The organism is Mycolicibacterium gilvum (assembly GCF_900454025.1).
In the GTDB taxonomy this organism is placed as follows: Bacteria; Actinomycetota; Actinomycetes; order Mycobacteriales; family Mycobacteriaceae; genus Mycobacterium; species Mycobacterium gilvum.
Map to the genome: position 1 here is coordinate 5640776 of NZ_UGQM01000001.1, position 18973 is coordinate 5659748.

7 protein-coding genes are annotated in these 18973 nt (G+C 70.0%); 3 read left to right on the forward strand and 4 right to left on the reverse strand.

Features of this window, described 5'->3' with window-relative positions:
* Nucleotides 1–3 precede the first annotated feature (3 nt).
* From DYE23_RS26600 to DYE23_RS26610, 3 genes are all read left to right on the forward strand, one after another.
* Nucleotides 4–3237: an arabinosyltransferase domain-containing protein gene (locus DYE23_RS26600; protein WP_115328600.1), complete on the forward strand. Its 3234-nt coding sequence runs from the start codon at nucleotides 4–6 to the stop codon at nucleotides 3235–3237.
* A gap of 128 nt (nucleotides 3238–3365) precedes the next feature.
* The gene (locus DYE23_RS26605; RefSeq protein ID WP_235660641.1) at nucleotides 3366–6581 is read left to right on the forward strand and encodes an arabinosyltransferase domain-containing protein; all 3216 of its coding nucleotides are present in this window, start codon (nucleotides 3366–3368) and stop codon (nucleotides 6579–6581) included.
* Complete coding sequence (locus DYE23_RS26610) at nucleotides 6578–9778, forward strand: arabinosyltransferase domain-containing protein (protein WP_011892071.1); 3201 nt, start codon at nucleotides 6578–6580, stop codon at nucleotides 9776–9778. Before DYE23_RS26605 ends, DYE23_RS26610 begins: the two co-directional genes overlap by 4 nt.
* Here the strand turns inward: DYE23_RS26610 and DYE23_RS26615 are convergent.
* Genes DYE23_RS26615 through pks13 form a run of 4 tightly spaced genes read right to left on the reverse strand, consistent with a single transcriptional unit; the run spans nucleotide 9775 to nucleotide 18973 of the window.
* Nucleotides 9775–11130, reverse strand: coding sequence for a serine/threonine-protein kinase (locus tag DYE23_RS26615; RefSeq protein WP_115328602.1), 1356 nt, complete (start codon nucleotides 11128–11130; stop codon nucleotides 9775–9777). The genes DYE23_RS26610 and DYE23_RS26615 overlap by 4 nt on opposite strands.
* Nucleotides 11131–11149: 19 nt before the next feature.
* On the reverse strand, nucleotides 11150–12049 hold the full coding sequence (locus DYE23_RS26620; protein WP_011892069.1) for a DUF4331 family protein: 900 nt from the start codon (nucleotides 12047–12049) through the stop codon (nucleotides 11150–11152).
* A gap of 44 nt (nucleotides 12050–12093) precedes the next feature.
* On the reverse strand, nucleotides 12094–13644 hold the full coding sequence (locus DYE23_RS26625) for an acyl-CoA carboxylase subunit beta (RefSeq protein WP_011892068.1): 1551 nt from the start codon (nucleotides 13642–13644) through the stop codon (nucleotides 12094–12096).
* Nucleotides 13637–18973 carry a polyketide synthase Pks13 gene (pks13, locus tag DYE23_RS26630; RefSeq protein WP_115329117.1) on the reverse strand — a complete coding sequence of 1779 codons (5337 nt, stop codon included), beginning with the start codon at nucleotides 18971–18973 and terminating at the stop codon, nucleotides 13637–13639. The genes DYE23_RS26625 and pks13 overlap by 8 nt, the downstream gene beginning before the upstream one ends.

Sequence of the window (18973 nt, forward strand, 5' to 3'; positions counted from 1 at the left end):
CCCGTGGTCGAGCAGCCGAGGAATGGCAACCACCGCACCGCGCGCCTCATCGCGATCATCGCGGGGCTGCTCGGGACGGTGCTGGCCGTCGCCACCCCGCTGCTTCCGGTCAACCAGACCACCGCCCAGCTGAACTGGCCGCAGGACGGTGTGCTGCGCAGCGTCGACGCCGCGCTCATCGGCTACGTCGCCACCGACCTCGACATCACGATCCCGTGCAGCGCCGCCGCCGGTCTCGACCGCCCCGGCCGCACCGTGCTGCTCTCGACGGTGCCCAAACAGGCGCCCAACGCGGTGGACCGCGGGCTGCTGATCGAACGCGTCAACAACGACCTGCTCGTCATCGTCCGCAACACCCCCGTCGTCAGCGCCCCGCTGGACCAGGTGCTCGGCCCGAACTGCCGCGAACTGCGCTTCACCGCCCACGCCGACAAGGTCACCGGCGAGTTCGTCGGCCTGCAGACCGAACCCGACGCCGCCGCTCCGGGGGAGGCGACCCCAGCGCCGGAACCGCTGCGCGGCGAGCGCGGCGGCTACGACTTCCGCCCGCAGATCGTCGGCGTGTTCACCGACCTGTCCGGCCCCGCACCGCCGGGCCTCGAGTTCGCTGCGACGGTCGACACCCGCTACAGCACCTCGCCGACGTTGCTGAAACTGCTCGCGATGATCGTCGGCGTCGCGATGACGCTGGTGTCGCTCGGCGCGCTGCACGTGCTCGACCGCGCCGACGGCCGACGCCACAAGCGGTTCCTGCCTCCGCGCTGGTGGTCGGTGTCGCCGCTCGACGGGCTGGTGGCCGCGGTGCTCGTGTGGTGGCACTTCGTCGGCGCCAACACCGCCGACGACGGCTACATCCTGACGATGGCCCGCGTCTCCGAGAACGCCGGCTACATGGCCAACTACTACCGCTGGTTCGGCACCCCCGAGGCCCCGGTCGGCTGGTACTACGACCTGCTGGCGCTGTGGTCGCACGTCAGCACCGCCAGCGTGTGGATGCGGCTGCCGACCCTGCTGATGGCGCTGGCCTGCTGGTGGGTGATCAGCCGCGAGGTCATCCCCCGCCTGGGCACCGCGGTCAAGCACAGCCGCGCGGCGGCATGGACCGCGGCGGGCCTGTTCCTCGCGTTCTGGCTGCCGCTGAACAACGGGCTGCGCCCGGAACCGATCATCGCGCTCGGCATCCTGCTGACCTGGTGCTCGGTCGAGCGCGGCGTCGCGACCAGCCGACTGCTGCCGGTGGCGATCGCGATCATCATCGGCGCGCTGACCCTGTTCTCCGGCCCCACCGGCATCGCCGCCGTCGGCGCGCTGCTGGTCGCCGTCGGACCGCTGAGAACCATTGTCGCCGCGCATGTCTCACGATTCGGCTACTGGGCGCTGCTGGCCCCGATCGCGGCCGCGGGCACCGTCACGATCTTCCTGATCTTCCGCGACCAGACGCTCGCCGCCGAACTGCAGGCCACCAGCTTCAAGTCCGCCGTCGGCCCCAGCCTGGCCTGGTTCGACGAGCACATCCGCTACTCGCGGCTGTTCACCACCAGCCCCGACGGCTCGGTGGCGCGCCGGTTCGCGGTCCTCACACTGCTGCTCGCGCTGGTGGTCTCGGTCGCGATGACGTTGCGCAAGGGCCGGATACCGGGCACGGCGATGGGCCCCAGCCAGCGCATCATCGGCATCACCGTGATCTCGATCCTGGCGATGATGTTCACCCCGACCAAGTGGACCCACCACTTCGGGGTGTTCGCCGGACTGGCCGGCTCCCTCGGCGCGCTGGCCGCAGTCGCGATCTCGGCCGCGGCGATGCGCTCACCGCGCAACCGCGCGATCTTCGCCGCCGCCGTGCTGTTCCTGACCGCGCTGTCGTTCGCGACCGTCAACGGCTGGTGGTACGTCTCCAACTTCGGGGTGCCGTGGTCGAACTCGTTCCCGGAGTGGAAGTTCGGCTTCACCACCATGCTGCTCGGCCTGTCGGTGCTGGCGCTGCTGGCCGCGGCCTGGCTGCACTTCTCCGGCCGCGACGTGCCCCCGCCGGACGGCACCCCGCCGCGCTGGAAGCGGATCACCCAGGCGCCGTTGGCGATCGCGACCTGGGCTCTGGTCATGTTCGAGGTGATCTCGCTGACCGTCGCGATGGTCGGTCAGTACCCGGCGTGGACCGTGGGCCGGTCGAATCTGCAGGCGCTGACCGGAAAGACCTGCGGCATGGCCGAGGACGTCCTCGTCGAGCAGGACGTCAACGCCGGGCTTCTCGCCCCCGTGGGCGTCCCCGTCGGTGACGCCCTCGGCGACGAGACCGCAGAAGGGTTCCGCCCCAACGGAATCCCGTCGGACCTGTCCGCCGACCCCGTGATGGAACAGCCGGGCGCCGACAACTTCGCCGACACCGACGGCAGCGCGGACGACACCAGCGGCGAGGCCGGCACCGAAGGCGGCACCACCGTCGCGGCCGGCGTGAACGGCTCGCGGGCCCGGCTGCCGTTCGGGCTGGATCCCGCGCGGACCCCGGTGCTGGGCAGCTGGAGCGGTGGCATCCAGCAGCCGGCGTCGCTGCGCTCGGCCTGGTACCAGCTGCCGGCTCACTGGAGCGAGCGGGACCGCTCCGACTCGCTGCTCGTCGTCTCCGCCGCGGGCCGGTTCGACTCCGGTGAGGTCGTGGTGCAGTGGGCCGGACCGGACGGCGAACCCGCGGGCAGCATCGGCTTCGGCGACGTCGGCGCCTCCCCGGCGTGGCGCAACCTGCGCGCCCCGCTGTCGGCGATCCCCGCCGACGCGACCCGCATCCGGCTGGTGGCCACCGACGACGATCTGAGCCCCGAGCACTGGATCGCGATCACCCCGCCGCGCATCCCCGAGCTGCGCACCCTGCAGGCCGTCGTCGGATCCACCGACCCCGTGCTGCTCGACTGGCTCGTCGGCCTCGCGTTCCCGTGCCAGCGGCCGTTCGACCACCGCAACGGCGTCATCGAGGTGCCGAAGTGGCGGATCCTGCCCGACCGTTTCGGCGCGGAAGCCAACTCGCCGGTGATGGACTACCTCGGCGGCGGCCCGCTCGGCATCACCGAACTGCTGCTGCGCGCGGTCACCGTGCCGACCTACCTGAAGAACGACTGGTTCCGCGACTGGGGTGCGCTCCAGCGGCTGATCCCGTTCTACGGCGACGCCGAACCGGCGCGCCTCGAGCTGGGCACCGCCGAACGCAGCGGACTGTGGAGCCCGGCGCCGCTGAGGCTGAGCTGACGGCTGACCAAACGGCTTCGTCGCAGCGCGGCACGCCGAAGTCGGCGGCAAAGGAACGTCGCCTACCATCGACCCTCGTGCCCGCCCCGTCCGCCCGCCTCGTCGCCGTCCTCGCGGGGCTCGCCGGGATGGTGCTGTGCGGACTCGCACCGCTGCTTCCGGTGACCCAGACGACCGCATCGATCACGTGGCCGCAGCCGGGCGGGCCCGGCAATCAGACCCAGAGCGCGGGCACCGACGGATTCGTCAGCGACATCACCGCACCCCTGGTCTCCGGAGCGCCCCGCTCGCTCGCCGTCACCATCCCGTGCACGGCGGTGGCCAGCCTGCCCGCCGACGGCGGCGTCGTGTTCTCCACCAACCCCGCCGACGGGATCGACGCCGGACGCAACGGCCTGTTCGTCCGCGCCAACGCCGACGTCGTCTACGTCGCGTTCCGCGACACGGTCGCCGCGGTGGCCCCGCGCGACGCCGTGGACTCCGGCGCGTGCAGCGAACTGCGGGTGTGGGCCGACGTGGGCACGGTCGGCGCCGATTTCGTCGGCATCCCCGACGCCACCGGAACGCTGCCGCCGGACAAGCGCCCGCAGGTGTCGGGGGTCTTCACCGACCTTCGCGTCGCGCCCGGGGCCGGGCTGACCGCCCGCATCGACATCGACACCCGGTTCATCACGACGCCCACCGCGCTGAAGCTCGCCGTGATGACGCTCGGCGTCGTCTGCGTGCTCGCATCGATCCTCGCGCTGGCGATCCTCGACCGGGCCCACGGCCGGCAGGTTCCCCGGGCATTGCGGCGGGGCCGCAGCGCAGGTCTGTGGACGTGGCTCACCGACGCCGCCGTGATCGGCGGACTGCTCCTCTGGCATGTCGTCGGGGCGCAGTCGTCCGACGACGGCTACAACACCACGATCGCGCGGGTGTCCGGCGAGGCCGGCTACATCACCAACTACTACCGCTACTTCGGCGCGTCCGAAGCCCCGTTCGACTGGTACCAGAGCGTGCTGGCCCACCTCGCGTCGATCAGCACCGCCAGTGTGTGGTTACGGCTGCCCGCGACGGCGGCGGCGATCGGCACCTGGCTGATCCTGAGCCGCTGCGTGCTGCCGCGCCTGGGCAGGCGGTTGGCCGGCAACCGGGTCGCGGTGCTGACCGCCGGCGCGGTGTTCCTCGCCGCGTGGCTGCCGTTCAACAACGGCCTGCGCCCCGAGCCGCTGATCGCGGTCGGCGTCGTCGCAGCGTGGATGCTGACCGAGCTGGCGATCGGGCGGCGTCGCCTGGTTCCGTTCGCCGTCGCGATCGTCATCGCCGTCTTCTGTGTGACGCTCGCACCGCAGGGTCTGGTCGCGGTCGCGCCGCTGCTCGTCGGCGCCCGGGCGATCACGCGGATCGTCGCCGCGCGCCGCGCCACCCACGGCCTGCTCGCGGCGCTCGCCTCGTTCGGGGCGGCCGCCTCCCTGCTGTTCGTCGTCGTGTTCCGCGACCAGACGCTGGCCACCGTCGCCGAGTCCGTCCGCATCAAGTACGTCGTGGGTCCGACGATCCCCTGGTATCAGGAATTCCTGCGCTACTACTGGCTCACGGTCGAGGAGAGCGTCGACGGCTCCCTGGCACGCCGGTTCTCCGTGCTGATCCTGCTGGTGTGCCTGTTCGGGGTGATCGCGCTCCTGCTGCGCCGCGGCAGCGTCCCCGGCGCCCACAACGGGCCGGTGTGGCGGCTGGTCGGCACCACGGGGATCGGCCTGCTGCTGCTCACCCTCACCCCGACCAAGTGGGCCGTGCAGTTCGGAGCCTTCGCCGGGCTGGCGGGTGCGCTCGGCGCGGTCACCGCGTTCGGGGTCGCGCGCGTCGGGCTGCACAGCCGACGCAACCTCGCGCTGTACGTGACGGCGCTGCTGTTCGTGCTGGCCTGGGCCACCTCCGGCATCAACGGATGGTTCTACAACGCCAACTACGGCGTGCCGTGGTTCGACAAGCAGCCGGTCATCCTGAGCTACCCGGTCACGACGATCTTCCTGGTGCTGGCCATCGCGTGCGGTCTGCTCGCCGGCTGGCTGCACTTCCGGATGGACTACGCCGGGCACACCCAGGTCGCCGACACCGGCCGCAACCGCGCGATCGCGTCGACGCCGCTGCTCGTGGTCGCCGTCATCATGGTCGTGCTCGAGCTCGGCTCGATGGTCAAGGCCACCGTCGGCCGCTACCCCGCCTACACCATCGGCTCCGCGAACATCGCGGCGCTGCGGGGTGACCGCTGCGCGATGGCCGACGACGTCCTCGTCGAGGCCGACACCAACGCCGGCATGCTGGCACCCGTTCCGGGCCAGCGCTTCGGGGAGTACGGGCCGCTCGGCGGCGAGAACCCGGTCGGCTTCACCCCCAACGGCGTCAGCGACACCCTCGAACCGGCCGAACCCGTCGGCGCCAACCCGGGCACCGTCAACTCCGACGGTCCCGTCGACAAACCGAACATCGGCGTCGGCTACACCGCGGGCACCGGCGGCGGGTACGGCCCCGAGGGCGTCAACGGGTCGCGGGTGTTCCTGCCGTTCGGACTGGACCCGCAGACCACACCGGTGATGGGCAGCTTCGACCAGAATGACGTCGCCGCGAAGGCCACGTCGTCCTGGTATCAGCTGCCGCCCCGCACCCCCGACCGCCCGCTCGTGGCCGTCGCCGCCGCCGGCGCGATCTGGTACTACAACGAGGACGGCTCGTTCAACTACGGCCAGTCGCTGAAGCTGCAGTGGGGCGTTCACAATCCCGACGGCTCGTACCAGGCGCTCAACGAGGTCGACCCGATCGACATCTTCACCCAGAAGGCGTGGCGCAACCTACGCTTCCCGCTGTCCACGGCACCGCCAGAGGCCAACGTCGCCCGCATCGTCGCCGACGACCCCAACCTGTCCGAAGACCAGTGGTTCGGCTTCACCCCGCCGCGGGTGCCCGTGCTGCAGACCGCCGGCGAGTTCCTCGGATCCGAGACGCCGGTGCTGATGGACATCGCGACCGCGGCGAACTTCCCGTGCCAGCGACCGTTCTCCGAGCGTCTCGGTGTCGCCGAGCTGCCCCAGTACCGGATCATGCCGAACTTCAAGCAGATCGTGGTGTCGTCGAACCAGTGGCAGGCCGCCGAGGACGGCGGACCGTTCCTGTTCATCCAGGCGCTGCTGCGCACCGAGTCGATCCCGACGTACCTGAGCGGCGACTGGTACCGGGACTGGGGTTCGCTGGAGCGCTACCTGCGGGTGGTCCCGGCGGACGAGGCGCCTGACGCCGTGATCGAGGAAGGGTCGACGCGAGTGTTCGGCTGGAGCCGCGGCGGACCGATCAGGGCACTCCCGTGAGAGACGCTGCCGTGAAAGACCACGTGAGGATCGCACGCTGGGTCGCGACGATCGCGGGCCTGCTCGGCTTCGTGATGGCCGTCGCGGTGCCGTTGCTTCCCGTCACCCAGACCACGGCGACGCTGAACTGGCCGCAGGGCGGGCAATTCTCCAACGTCACCGCACCGCTGATCTCGCAGGCCCCGGTCAGCCTCACCGCGACCGTGCCGTGCGACGTGCTGCGCGACATGCCCGCCGACGGCGGTCTGGTGTTCGGCACCGCACCCGCCGAGGGCCGCGACGCGGCGCTGAACGCGATGCTGGTCAACGTCACCGAAGAACGCGTCGACGTGATCGTGCGCAACGTCGTCGTCGCCAGCGTCGAACGTGAGCGCATCGACCGGGGAGCCGGCTGCGAACGACTCGACATCACCTCGAACCTGGACGGCACCTACGCCGAATTCGTCGGGCTGACCCAGGAATCCGGCGCGAACGCCGGCCAACCGCAGCGCACCGGCTACCCCGATCCGAACCTGCGACCCGCGATCGTCGGCGTCTTCACCGACCTCACCGGACCGGCCCCGCCCGGCCTGTCGTTCTCGGCCGACATCGACACCCGGTTCACCACGCATCCGACCGCGCTCAAGCTCGCCGCGATCGTGCTCGCCATCGTGTGCACGGTGATCGCGCTGCTGGCGCTGTGGCGCCTCGACCGGCTCGACGGCCGCCGGATGCACCGGATCATCCCGACCCGCTGGCGGAACCTGACCGCCGTCGACGTCGTGGTGCTGGGCACGTTCGCGATCTGGTACGTGATCGGCGCGAACTCCTCCGACGACGGCTACATCCTGCAGATGGCCCGCGTCGCCGACCACGCGGGCTACATGTCGAATTACTTCCGCTGGTTCGGCAGCCCGGAGGACCCGTTCGGCTGGTACTACAACCTGCTGGCGCTGATGACGCAGGTGAGCACCGCGAGCATCTGGATGCGGCTGCCCGACCTGATCTGCTCGGTGATCTGCTGGCTTCTGCTCTCGCGCGAGGTGCTGCCCCGACTGGGCCCCGCGGTCATCGCCAGCCGTCCGGCGCTGTGGGCGGCCGGACTGGTGCTGCTGGGCGCGTGGATGCCCTTCAACAACGGTCTTCGTCCCGAAGGCCAGATCGCCACCGGCGCCCTGATCACCTACGTGCTGATCGAGCGCGCGGTGACCTCGGGCAGGCTGACTCCGGCGGCACTGGCGATCACCACCGCCGCATTCACCCTCGGCATCCAGCCGACCGGTCTGATCGCCGTCGCCGCGCTGGTCGCCGGTGGCCGCCCCATCCTGCGAATCCTGATGCGGCGCAGGCAGACCGTCGGGCTGTGGCCGCTGCTCGCGCCCATGCTGGCCGCCGGGACCGTGATCCTCGCGGTGGTGTTCGCCGACCAGACCATGGCCACGGTGCTGGAAGCCACCAAGATCCGGACCGCGATCGGTCCCAGCCAGGAGTGGTGGACGGAGAACCTGCGCTACTACTACCTGATCCTGCCGACCGTCGACGGCGCCATCGCGCGCCGGGTCGCGTTCATGTTCACCGCTCTGTGCCTGTTCGCGTCGCTGTTCATCATGCTGCGTCGCAAGCGCGTTCCGGGCGTGGCCCGCGGACCGGCGTGGCGGCTGATGGGCGTCATCTTCGCGACCATCTTCTTCCTGATGTTCACCCCGACCAAGTGGATCCACCACTTCGGGCTGTTCGCGGCCGTCGGCGGCGCGATGGCGGCGCTGGCCACCGTGCTCGTCTCGCCGGCGGTGCTGCGATCGGCGCGCAACCGGATGGCGTTCCTCGCCGGGGTGCTGTTCATCCTCGCGATGTGCTTCGCCTCGACCAACGGCTGGTGGTACGTCTCGAACTTCGGTGCGCCGTTCAACAATTCGGTGCCCCAACTCGGCGGCGTCACCGTCTCCGCGGTGTTCTTCGTGCTGTTCGGCATCGCCGCACTCGCCGCGTTCTGGCTGCACCTGCGCAACAAACAGGACTCCCGGCTGGTCGACGTGCTCACCGCCGCCCCGATCCCGATCGCCGCCGGCCTCATGGTGCTGTTCATGGTGGCGTCCATGGCGATCGGCGTGGTCCGCCAGTACCCGACATACTCCAACGGCTGGGCCAACATCCGCGCCCTCGCCGGCGGCTGCGGCCTCGCCGACGACGTCCTCGTCGAGCCCGACTCCAACGACGGCTTCCTGCGGGCGCTGCCGGGAGATTGGGGCCCGCTGGGCGCGCTCGGCGGCACCGACCCGACGGGCTTCTCCCCCAACGGCGTTCCGGACCGGATCATCGCCGAGGCGATCCGGCTGAACAATCCGCAGCCCGGCACCGACTACGACTGGAACCGTCCGATCGAGCTGACCCGTCCCGGTGTCAACGGATCCACGGTGCCGCTGCCGTACGGTCTCGATCCGGCACGCGTTCCGGTCGCCGGCACGTATTCGACAGGGGCGCAACAAGAGAGCCGGCTCGCCTCGGCCTGGTACGAGCTGCCCGCCGCCGACGACGCCCACCCGCTCGTCGTCATCACCGCGGCCGGAACCATCACCGGCACCAGCGTCGCCGAGAACCTGACCACCGGCCAGACCGTCGACCTCGAGTACGCCACCCGGGGCCCCGACGGCGCCCCGGTGCCCGCCGGCCGCGTCAGCCCCTACGACATCGGGCCGACCCCGTCCTGGCGCAACCTGCGCTACCCCCGGTCCCAGATCCCCACCGACGCCGTCGCGGTCCGTGTCATCGCCGAGGATCTCTCACTCGGACAAGGTGATTGGGTCGCGGTGACCCCGCCGCGGGTGCCCGAGCTGCGGTCGGTCCAGGAGTACGTCGGCTCCGAGCAGCCGGTGCTGATGGACTGGGCGGTCGGGCTGGCCTTCCCGTGCCAGCAGCCGATGCTGCACGCCAACGGCGTCACCGAGATCCCCAAATTCCGTATCTCGCCGGACTATTACGCCAAGCTGCAGAGCACCGACACCTGGCAGGACGGCCTCAACGGCGGCCTGCTGGGCATCACCGACCTGCTGCTGCGCGCGTCGGTGATGCCGACCTACCTGTCCAACGACTGGGGACAGGACTGGGGTTCGCTGCGCCGCTTCGACACGATCGTCGACGCCACACCCGCCCAGATCGAGCTGGGCTCCGAGACACACAGCGGCCTGTCGTCCCCGGGGTCTATGCGCTACCGGCCCTAACCCTGGTTGTCGTTCGCGGTCGGGTCGGCGTTCTCCTGCTGGATGTCGTCGTGGCAGTCGGCCTGGCTCTGTCCCGTCTGCTCCACGCAGACCAGCACCGGGGCTCCCGCCGGCGCGGCGCTGCCGGGTTCCGGTGTGGCACTGGGGTGCGGGATCTCCCCGTCGTACAGCGACCACAGCGGCTCCCCCGTCGACGACAGCCGTGCGCAGTACGCAGACTTGCCGTCCCCGGTGATCCCGGCTGCGCCGAGCGTCGCGCAGTCCGCGCCGACGACGACCACCGGCACCGCCGTGGTCGGCCTTGCCTCCGAACGGATCTCGTCCTTTTCGAACACGGCCAGCAGCACCACCGCGACGACCGCCACCACCGCCAGCACCACCGCGGCGCCGACCAGGATGCGGCCCCGCGACGCGGACGCCTGCGCCGTGGGCGCGGCCGGCTTGGCGTGGCGGGGACCGGTCGGCGTCGCAGGAGCGTGCGCGGTCGCATCCGGGTCGCCCGCCGCGGTGACGGTGCTGCGGTTGCTCAGCGCACGCGCGAAATCCACGCACCGGTCATAGCGATCGGCCGGCGACTTGGCCAGCGCCTTCTGGAACGCCGCCCCCAGGCCCGACAACTCCGGTCGGTGCACCGCGATCGACGGCGGCTGCGCGGTGAGATGCTGGCTGATCACGATCGCCGGATTCGAATGCTGGAACGGCGCCTTGCCGGTGAGCAACTGAAACGCCGTGGCCGCCAACGCGTACTGGTCGGCGCGCCCGTCGATCGCCTCGTCGGCGGTCAACTGCTCGGGGGCGGAGTACGCGACCGTCCCGACGGTCATGTTCGTCCCGGTCAGCGCGCTGACCTCCCCGACGCGACGCGCGATTCCGAAGTCCGCCAACATGATCCGCTCGTTCTCGGTCTCCGGGTCGGCGATCAGGATGTTGGCCGGCTTCACGTCGCGGTGCAGCAGTCCGCGCTGGTGGGCGTAGTCGAGCGCCTCGCCGACCGCGGTGACCAGCCGGGCGACCAGTGCCGGCGGCATGCCGTCTGGGTAGCGCTCGGCGAGCAGTCGTGCCGCGTCGGTGCCCTCGACGTGATCCATCGAGATCCACAGTCGGCCCTCGAACTCGCCGCGGTCGTGCACCTGGACGATGTGCGGATGCCACAGGGACGCCGCGATGTCGGCCTCCCGGTTGAACCGCTCCCGGTACTCGCTGTCGGTGGACACCGACGCCGAGAGCACCTTCAGCGCGTCATAGCGCGGCAGCCTCGGATGCTTGGCCAGATAGACCTCGCCCATACCGCCGGCACCCAACATTCGCGAGATCGTGTATCCGGAGATGACCTCGCCTGCGCTCAGCGGCATTCGCGCATCCTATAAGCGCTTACCGCGGAGGGCCGAGGTACGGGAACTCTGTGAGCAGATCGGCCGGCGCACCCAGCCCGGAGAACCCCTTCTGACCCTTGGTCAGGAACCGTGACCGGTAGTCGGCCACGTCGTCGGTCAAGGCGCGCCCGTTCGGGTAGCGGGCCGGCTTCGACGGATCGAACGTCAGCACGTCGGGCAGCGTGCCCTCCTCCTCGATCGCGTCGATGGCCTCCTCGCGGGTGTAGCCGCCGGTCTCGGCCATCAGGTCGATCAGATTGCCCATCCAGTCGCCGCGGTCGCGGTTCGGCTCCCCGGCGTTGAACGCGACCAGGTCCTCGTCGGTGGTGAAGAAGCCGCTCACCCACGGATGCGCGATGCGGTCGGCATGCACCCACTTGCCGTCCTGGCGCAGGCTGCACCGCGCCCAGATGCGGACGTCGGGCTCCGCACCCAGATAGGAGGTGGGCAGTTCCACGGCCATCGCGATGACGTTGGCGTCGGCGAACGACGCGTCGCCGCGGGCGCCGGCGAAGAACACGAACCCCCCGCCGCGCGAGCGCCAGATGTGCGGCTCGTCGAACGACACCGCGACGTTGCCGAAGATCTCCGACCCGCACGCGGCGTCGACCCTCGCCTCGGCCTGCAGCGCGAGCCGCAGATCGACGAGCTGGCGGCCGTCGACCGGTTCGGAGAACACGAAGCTGAACGCGATGTCGTTGCGCAGGTCGCCGTCGTTGTCGATCCCGATGCGATACACCGCATCCGGATGCAGCGGCCCGGCCTCCGGGTTCGCCGTCAGGATCAGCGTGGTGCGGTCCGGCTCGTCGGGCGACTGGAACACGTACAGATCGCACAGGTCCAGACGGGGGTCGCCGAGGGGCGCGGCGCGCCTCAGCCCGGTGAAATCACTCGTCACAGACAGTATTCAATCGTAAGGAGGGCATCGGAGTGCACCGCGCCCTAGATGGGCGTCAGTCCGTGCTTGCGGTGCACCCGGTTGATCTGCTTGTCGGCCAACAGGTGCAGGCACTTGCGCAGGAGCAGCCGGGTTTCATGCGGCTCGATGACACCGTCGATGAAACCCCGCTCCGCAGCGATCCACGGCACCGCCAGGTTGGCGTTGTACCCCTCGATGAAGTCGGCCTTGATCTTCTGCACCTCCGGCGCGGTCGGATCCGGGAACCGCTTGACCAGCAGCTGCGCCGCGCCGTCGGCGCCGATGACCGCGATGCGGGCGGTCGGCCACGCGAAGTTGAAGTCGGAGGTGAGCTGCTTGGAACCCATCACCGCGTACGCGCCACCGTAGGACTTGCGGATCGTGATGGTGACCTTCGCGACGCTGGCCTCGACGACCGCGTTGAGGAAGCGGCCCCCGCGCTTGATGATGCCGCCCTTCTCCTGCTCGACGCCGGGCATGAAGCCGGGCGTGTCGACGACGAACACCAGCGGGGTGTTGAACGAGTCGCAGAACCTGACGAAGCGGGCCGCCTTGTCGGACGCCTCGTTGTCGATCGCGCCGGACATGTACATCGGCTGGTTGGCGATCACACCGACCGGGCGTCCGTCGACGCGCGCGAACGCGGTGATGATCGCCGGTCCGGCCTGCTCGGCGACCTGGAACACGTCGCCGTCGTCGAAGATCCGCAGCAGGATCTCCATCATGTCGTAGGCCTGATTGTCCGAATCGGGCACGATCGCGTCGAGCTCGAGATCGTGCGGGGTGATCTCCGGTTCCAGGCCGGGGTTCACGATCGGCGCGTCGTCGAACGTGTTGGCCGGCAGGAAGCTCAGGTAGTCCCGCACGTACTGGAACGCCGCCGCCTCGGACTCGACCACCTGGTGGATGTTGCCGTAGCGGGCCTGCGCATCCGCACCGCCGAGCTCGTCGAGGGTCACGTCCTCGCCGGTGACGTCCTTGATGACGTCGGGTCCGGTGACGAACATGTAGCCCTGGTCGCGCACCGCGACGACGAGGTCGGTCTGGATCGGGGAGTACACCGCACCGCCGGCGCACTTGCCGAAGATCAGCGAGATCTCGGGCACCAGGCCCCGCAACAGCTCGTGGCGCCGCCCGAGCTCGGCGTACCAGGCCAGCGACGTCGCGGTGTCCTGGATCCGGGCGCCGGCCGAGTCGTTGATGCCGATGATCGGGCAGCCGACCATGGCCACCCACTCCATCAGCTTGGCGACCTTGCGGCCGAACATCTCGCCGACCGAGCCCTGGAAGACGGTCTGGTCGTGGCTGAACACGCCGACCGGACGGCCGTTGATGGTGCCGTGGCCGGTGACGACGCCGTCACCGTAGAGCGCGTCGGGGTCGCCGGGGGTCTTGGCCAGCGCGCCGATCTCCAGGAAGCTGCCGGGGTCGAGCAGGGAGTGAATGCGGGCCCGCGCCGACGGGATCCCCTTCTTCTCCCGCTTGGCGACGGCCTTCTCACCCCCGGGCTCCTTGGCGAGCTCCAGCTTCTCGCGGAGCTCGGCCAGCAGTTCCGCAGTCGTGCGTTCAGTCATTCCCAGCCTCGATCAGGTTGATCGCCTCGCTCATATGAGCGCCGACCTTTGCAATGTACGGCTCGTCGATGGCCTGGATGTGTTCGCCTCCGATCGGCACGACCTCGAGGTCGTCGACGAACTCACCCCAGCCGCCGTCGGGCTGGCGGATGGCGTAGCGCGGTTCGAAGAAGATCGCGTCGTCGTGGTAGCGATCGGCCATGTAGAGGGTCACGTGACCGTCGTACGGCTGGATCTCGGCGGTCTCGAGGAGCCGGTTGTCCAGGTAGGACGTCCGCTGGTGCTCGATGATGCCGCCCGGGATGTCGACGCCGCTCTCCCTGACCGCGTCCAGGATGAACTGCACCTGGCCGCCGTCGTCGAGCGCCTCGAGTTCTTCGTACGGGATCTCCGGGATCTCGACGTTGAAGGTGCGCTGTGCGAACAGCGCGTAGCGATCCCAGCGGGCCCGCGTCTCCTCCTTGGTCTGCGGGATCTCCTCACCGGGACGCACCATGTCGATCAACCCGACGAACCGGACGTCGGCGCCCTCCCGCTTGAGCCCGATCGCGCACGCGTAGGCCAGCGCCCCGCCCAACGACCACCCGACCAGGATGTAGGGACCGTCGCCCTGGATCTGACGCAGCTTCGGGATGTACTCCGCGGCACGCTCCTCGACCGATCCCTCGACCCGCTCGAAGCCGTACATCGGGGTGTCGGCCGGCAGCCGCTTCAGCAGCGGCTCGTAGACGACGGTGGAACCGCCCGCGGGGTGGAACACGAACACCGGGATGCGGTTCGAGCCCTCCTGCCTGGCCCGGATGGTGCGGACGAACCCGTCGACCTCACCGGAGTCCATCTCGTCGCGGACGGCGACCGACAGGTCCTGGATCGTGCGCGCAGCCCTGACCTGCTCGGCGGTGACGGTGCCGTCGGCCCGCTCGGAGAGGCGCGCGGCGATCTTCTCGGCGACGTCGTCGGCGATGGACGGCAGCTCGTTGAAGATGCCCCCGGGTGACTTGCCGGTGACGATCGCCCACGTCGCGAACGTGACCCGCTCGGCGGCGTCGCGCGGCGGCACGTCGGCGCCGAGTGCCTCGGTGACGGCCTCCTGGGTGAGGACCTTGGCGGCCAGGCCGGCGGCACTGGGCTTCGCTCCGGTCGGCCCGGACGGGTCAGTGGGCGGCGCCGGGATCGACGGCGCCGACGGGCCCGTCGGGTCGGTGGGGGGCGGCGGGACCTCGGCGATCGGGTGACCCACCTCGGCGAGCTTCGCCTCGAGCTCGGCGACCGTAGTCGCCCCGCCCATCAGCTCGGCCTGCGCCGCGGCGATCTCCTCGGCGCTCTGGCCCTTCTGCGTCTCGGCGAGTTCTTCGACCTGGTCACGGTTCTCGACCGCATAGGCGATGAGCTTCTCGACCGCGTACAGGTTGGCGTCGCGTACCGCGGTCAGCTGGATCGGCGGCAGGTCGAAGTCGTACTCGACGCGGTTCTTGATGCGCACCGCCATCAGCGAGTCCAGGCCGAGCTCGATCAGCGGCACCTCCCACGGCAGGTCCTCGGGCTCGTAGCCCATGGCCGCGCCGACGATGGCACCGAGGCGATCCCCGATGGTCTCTCCGGAATCGGGCGACCACTTCGCAAAGCTCGCACCGAGATTCGCGCCGGCCGTCAGGTTGTCGGCCTCGAACTCCGGGGCCTTCTCCTGTTCCTGCTCCACCGGCGCGGCGACCGCCTCGGCGACCGTGCCCGCGCCGACCGCGGTCGGCAACGCGGTCTGCTGACCGCCGCGCGTCACGATCGCGTCGTAGACGAGGGTGAAGGACTCCTCGATCCGGGCGTGCACCTGCACGCTCGCACCGCCGGGATGCCGCGTCAGTGTGGTCACCAGCCGCGAACCGTCGGCGGGCACCGCACGCTGCTCCGACGCCGTCAACGTGGAGTCCGGGATCACCGCCACCGCAGCGGCTTTCACCAGCGCCGCGAGCGCCTGCCCGTCGACCGCCCCCCGCGCGCTGTACTCCCACACGTGCCTGCCGTCGGGGGTCGCGACGTGGTTGCCCGGCATCACCGACGAGCTGTCGCCGGTGAAGTTGACGTCGAGCCAGTGCGGCTTGCGCTTGAAGCGGGTCGGCGGGATCGCGGCGAAATCGGTCTCCGGGTCCTCCGCCTTCGTGAACAGCGTGCGGAAATCGAGATCGTGACCGTGCACGAACAGGTGCGCCATCGCCGAGGTCATCGAGTCGACCTCGTCCTGCTTGCGCGCCAGCGTCGGAATCAGCTGCGCGTCATGCAGACCCGCGGCCGCGGTGGTCAGACCCACCTGCATCAGCGCGACCGGATTGGGCGCCAGTTCCAGGAAGGTGGTGTGCCCGTTGTCGACGGCGTTGCGGATGCCGTGCGTGAAGTACACGCTGTGCCGCAGGCCCTTCTTCCAGTACTCCACGTCGTGGATCGCGTCCGAGCCGGCCCGGACCAGCGAGCCCTCGTGCACCGTCGAGTAGTACGGCACCTGCACCGGATGCGCCTCGATGCCCTGCAGTTCGGCGGCGAGCTCGCCGAGCAGCGGATCCATCTGCGTGGTGTGGCTGGCGCCCTTGGTCTGGAACTTGCGGGCGAACTTGCCCTCCGATTCGGCGCGCTCGATGATCGCGTCGACCTGGTCGGGTGGACCGCCGATGACCGTCTGATTCGGGGCGGCGTACACGCACACCTCGAGGTTCTTGTAATCCGAGAAGACGGTCTCGATCTCGTCCGCCGAGTACTCCACCAGCGCCATCAGCCGGATGTACTCGCCGAACAGCATCGCCTCGCCCTCACCCATCAGGTGGGCGCGCGAGCAGATGGTGCGGGTCGCGTCCTCCAGCGACAGACCGCCGGAGAAGTACGCCGCGGCGGCCTCACCGAGCGACTGCCCGATCAGCGCACCCGGCCGGGCCCCGTGCGCCTTGAGTAGTTCACCGAGCGCGATCTGGATTCCGAAGATGACCAACTGCACCTTCTCGATCGGCAGCTCGGTGGTCTCGTCGGAGTAGTCGATCGCGTCGTCGAGGATGAGCTCGAGGATCGAATGGCCTCGCTCGTCCTGAATGAGGCTGTCCACCTTGTTGATCCAGTCGGCGAAGATCTCGTCGCGCAGATACAGGCTCTTGGCCATCTTGCGGTGCTGGGCGCCGAATCCGGCCAGCACCCACACCGGCCCGTTGGTGACCGGCCCGTCGGAGCTGATCACGCTCGGATGCGTCTTGCCCTCGGCGACCGCACGCAGACCCTTGACGGCCTCGTCGTGGTCGTGGGCGAGCACCACCGCGCGCGAGCGGCCGTGGTTGCGCCGCGACAGCGAGCGCCCGATCGATTCCAGCGACGCCGCCCGCCCCTCCGGGCTGTCGACCCAGTCGGCCAGCTCGGCGGCGGTGGCCTTCTTGCGGGAGCTCAGGAAACCCGACACCGCAAGCGGCACAAGTTGAGTCGGGGGATCCGCGGCTTCTGCGGCGGCCAGTTCCTCGCGGGCGACCTCCAGCAGGCGCAGCGCCTCGTCGGTCAGCCCCGGAAGTTCGGGCTCCTCGTCGACGACCCGACCGTAGAACTCGTCGTCACCGCGATCGTCGTCCTGGTACTCGTCCTCGTCGTCCTCGACCAGCATGCCGCCGACGTACACCGCGGGCTTGGCGTCGCTCGCGGGCGTCACCACCGCGACGTCCGGTTCCGGGGCCGGTTCGACGAGGTCGGTGGGCAGCACCTCGCGCACCACCAGGTGCGCGTTCGCGCCGCCGAACCCGAAGCCCGACACACCGGCGACGGCGTGCCCGCTGTAGCGCGGCCAGTCCGACAGCGTGTCGGCGACCTTGAGGTGTTCGCGGTCGAAATCGATGTACGGGTTCGGGCCGGTGTAGTTGATCGACGCCGGAATCTTGTTGTAGTGCAACGCCAGTGCCACCTTGGCGAGGCTTGCCGCGCCCGCGGCCGACTCCAGGTGGCCGATGTTGGACTTCACCGCACCCAGCAGCGCCGGCTTGTCGGCGGCGCGGCCGCGACCGATGACCCGGCCCAGCGCGTCGGCCTCGATCGGGTCGCCCAGGATGGTGCCGGTGCCGTGCGCCTCGACGTAGTCGACGTCGCGGGGGTCGATGCCGGCGTCCTTGTAGGCCTTGCGCAGCACCGCTTCCTGCGCATCCGGGTTCGGCGCGAGCATGCCGTTGGACCGGCCGTCGTGGTTGACCGCGCCACCGGCGATCACCGCGAGGATCTGATCGCCGTCGCGGCGGGCGTCCTCCAGGCGCTTGAGCACGACCACGCCGCCGCCCTCGGACCGGGCGTAACCGTCGGCATCCTTGGAGAACGACTTGATGCGGCCGTCGGGCGCGAGCACCCCGCCGACCTCGTCGAAGCCGAGCGTCACCAGCGGCGTGATCAGCGCGTTGACACCACCGGCGATCACCACGTCGGCGTCCCCGCCGCGCAGCGCCTTGATGCCCTCGTGCACGGCGACCAGCGACGACGAACACGCCGTGTCGATCGCCATGGACGGCCCGCGGAAGTCGTAGAAGTAGGAGACCCGGTTCGCGACGACCGCGCTGGAGTTACCGGTGATCGCGTACGGATGCGCGACGGCCGGGTCGGCCACCGACATGAACATGTAGTCGTTGACCGAGCTGCCGAGGTAGACGCCGACACTCTCGCCGCGCAGGCTCGATGCCGGAATCCTGGCGTGCTCCAACGCTTCCCACGTCAGCTCCAGCGCCATGCGCTGCTGCGGGTCGATGTTGTCGGCTTCCATCTTCGACAGCGCGAAGAACTCGGCGTCGAAACCCTTGATGTCCGACAGGTAGCCGCCGCGGGTGCGCGCCTTGGCGACGCGTTCGGCGATGCGCGGCTCGGAGAGGAACTCCGACCAGCGGCCCTCCGGCAGGTCGGTGATGGCGTCGCGGCCTTCCAGCAGAGCCTGCCACATCTCGTCGGGGGTGTTCATGTCCCCCGGGAAACGCGTGCCCACACCGACGATCGCGATGTTGGCCCTGCCCTCGTCGACGTCACGAGACCAGTCCGCACCGTCGGCGGTGCGGTCTTCTTCGGGCTCGCCCTCGACGATGACCGTCGCGAGCGCCTCGATGGTCGGATGCCGGAACGCGACCGTCGCGGTCAGCGTCACGCCGGTGAGATCCTCGATGTCGCTGGCCATCGCCACGGCGTCGCGCGACGACAGACCGAGTTCGACCAGCGGTGCGGTCTCGCTGATCGAGTCCGGGGACTGCCCGGTCGCGTTGCCGACCCAGTTGCGCAGCCATTCACGCATCTCGGCGACGGTGATATCAGGACCCGACTTTGCCGAATCGTCTTGTGCTTGCGCCAT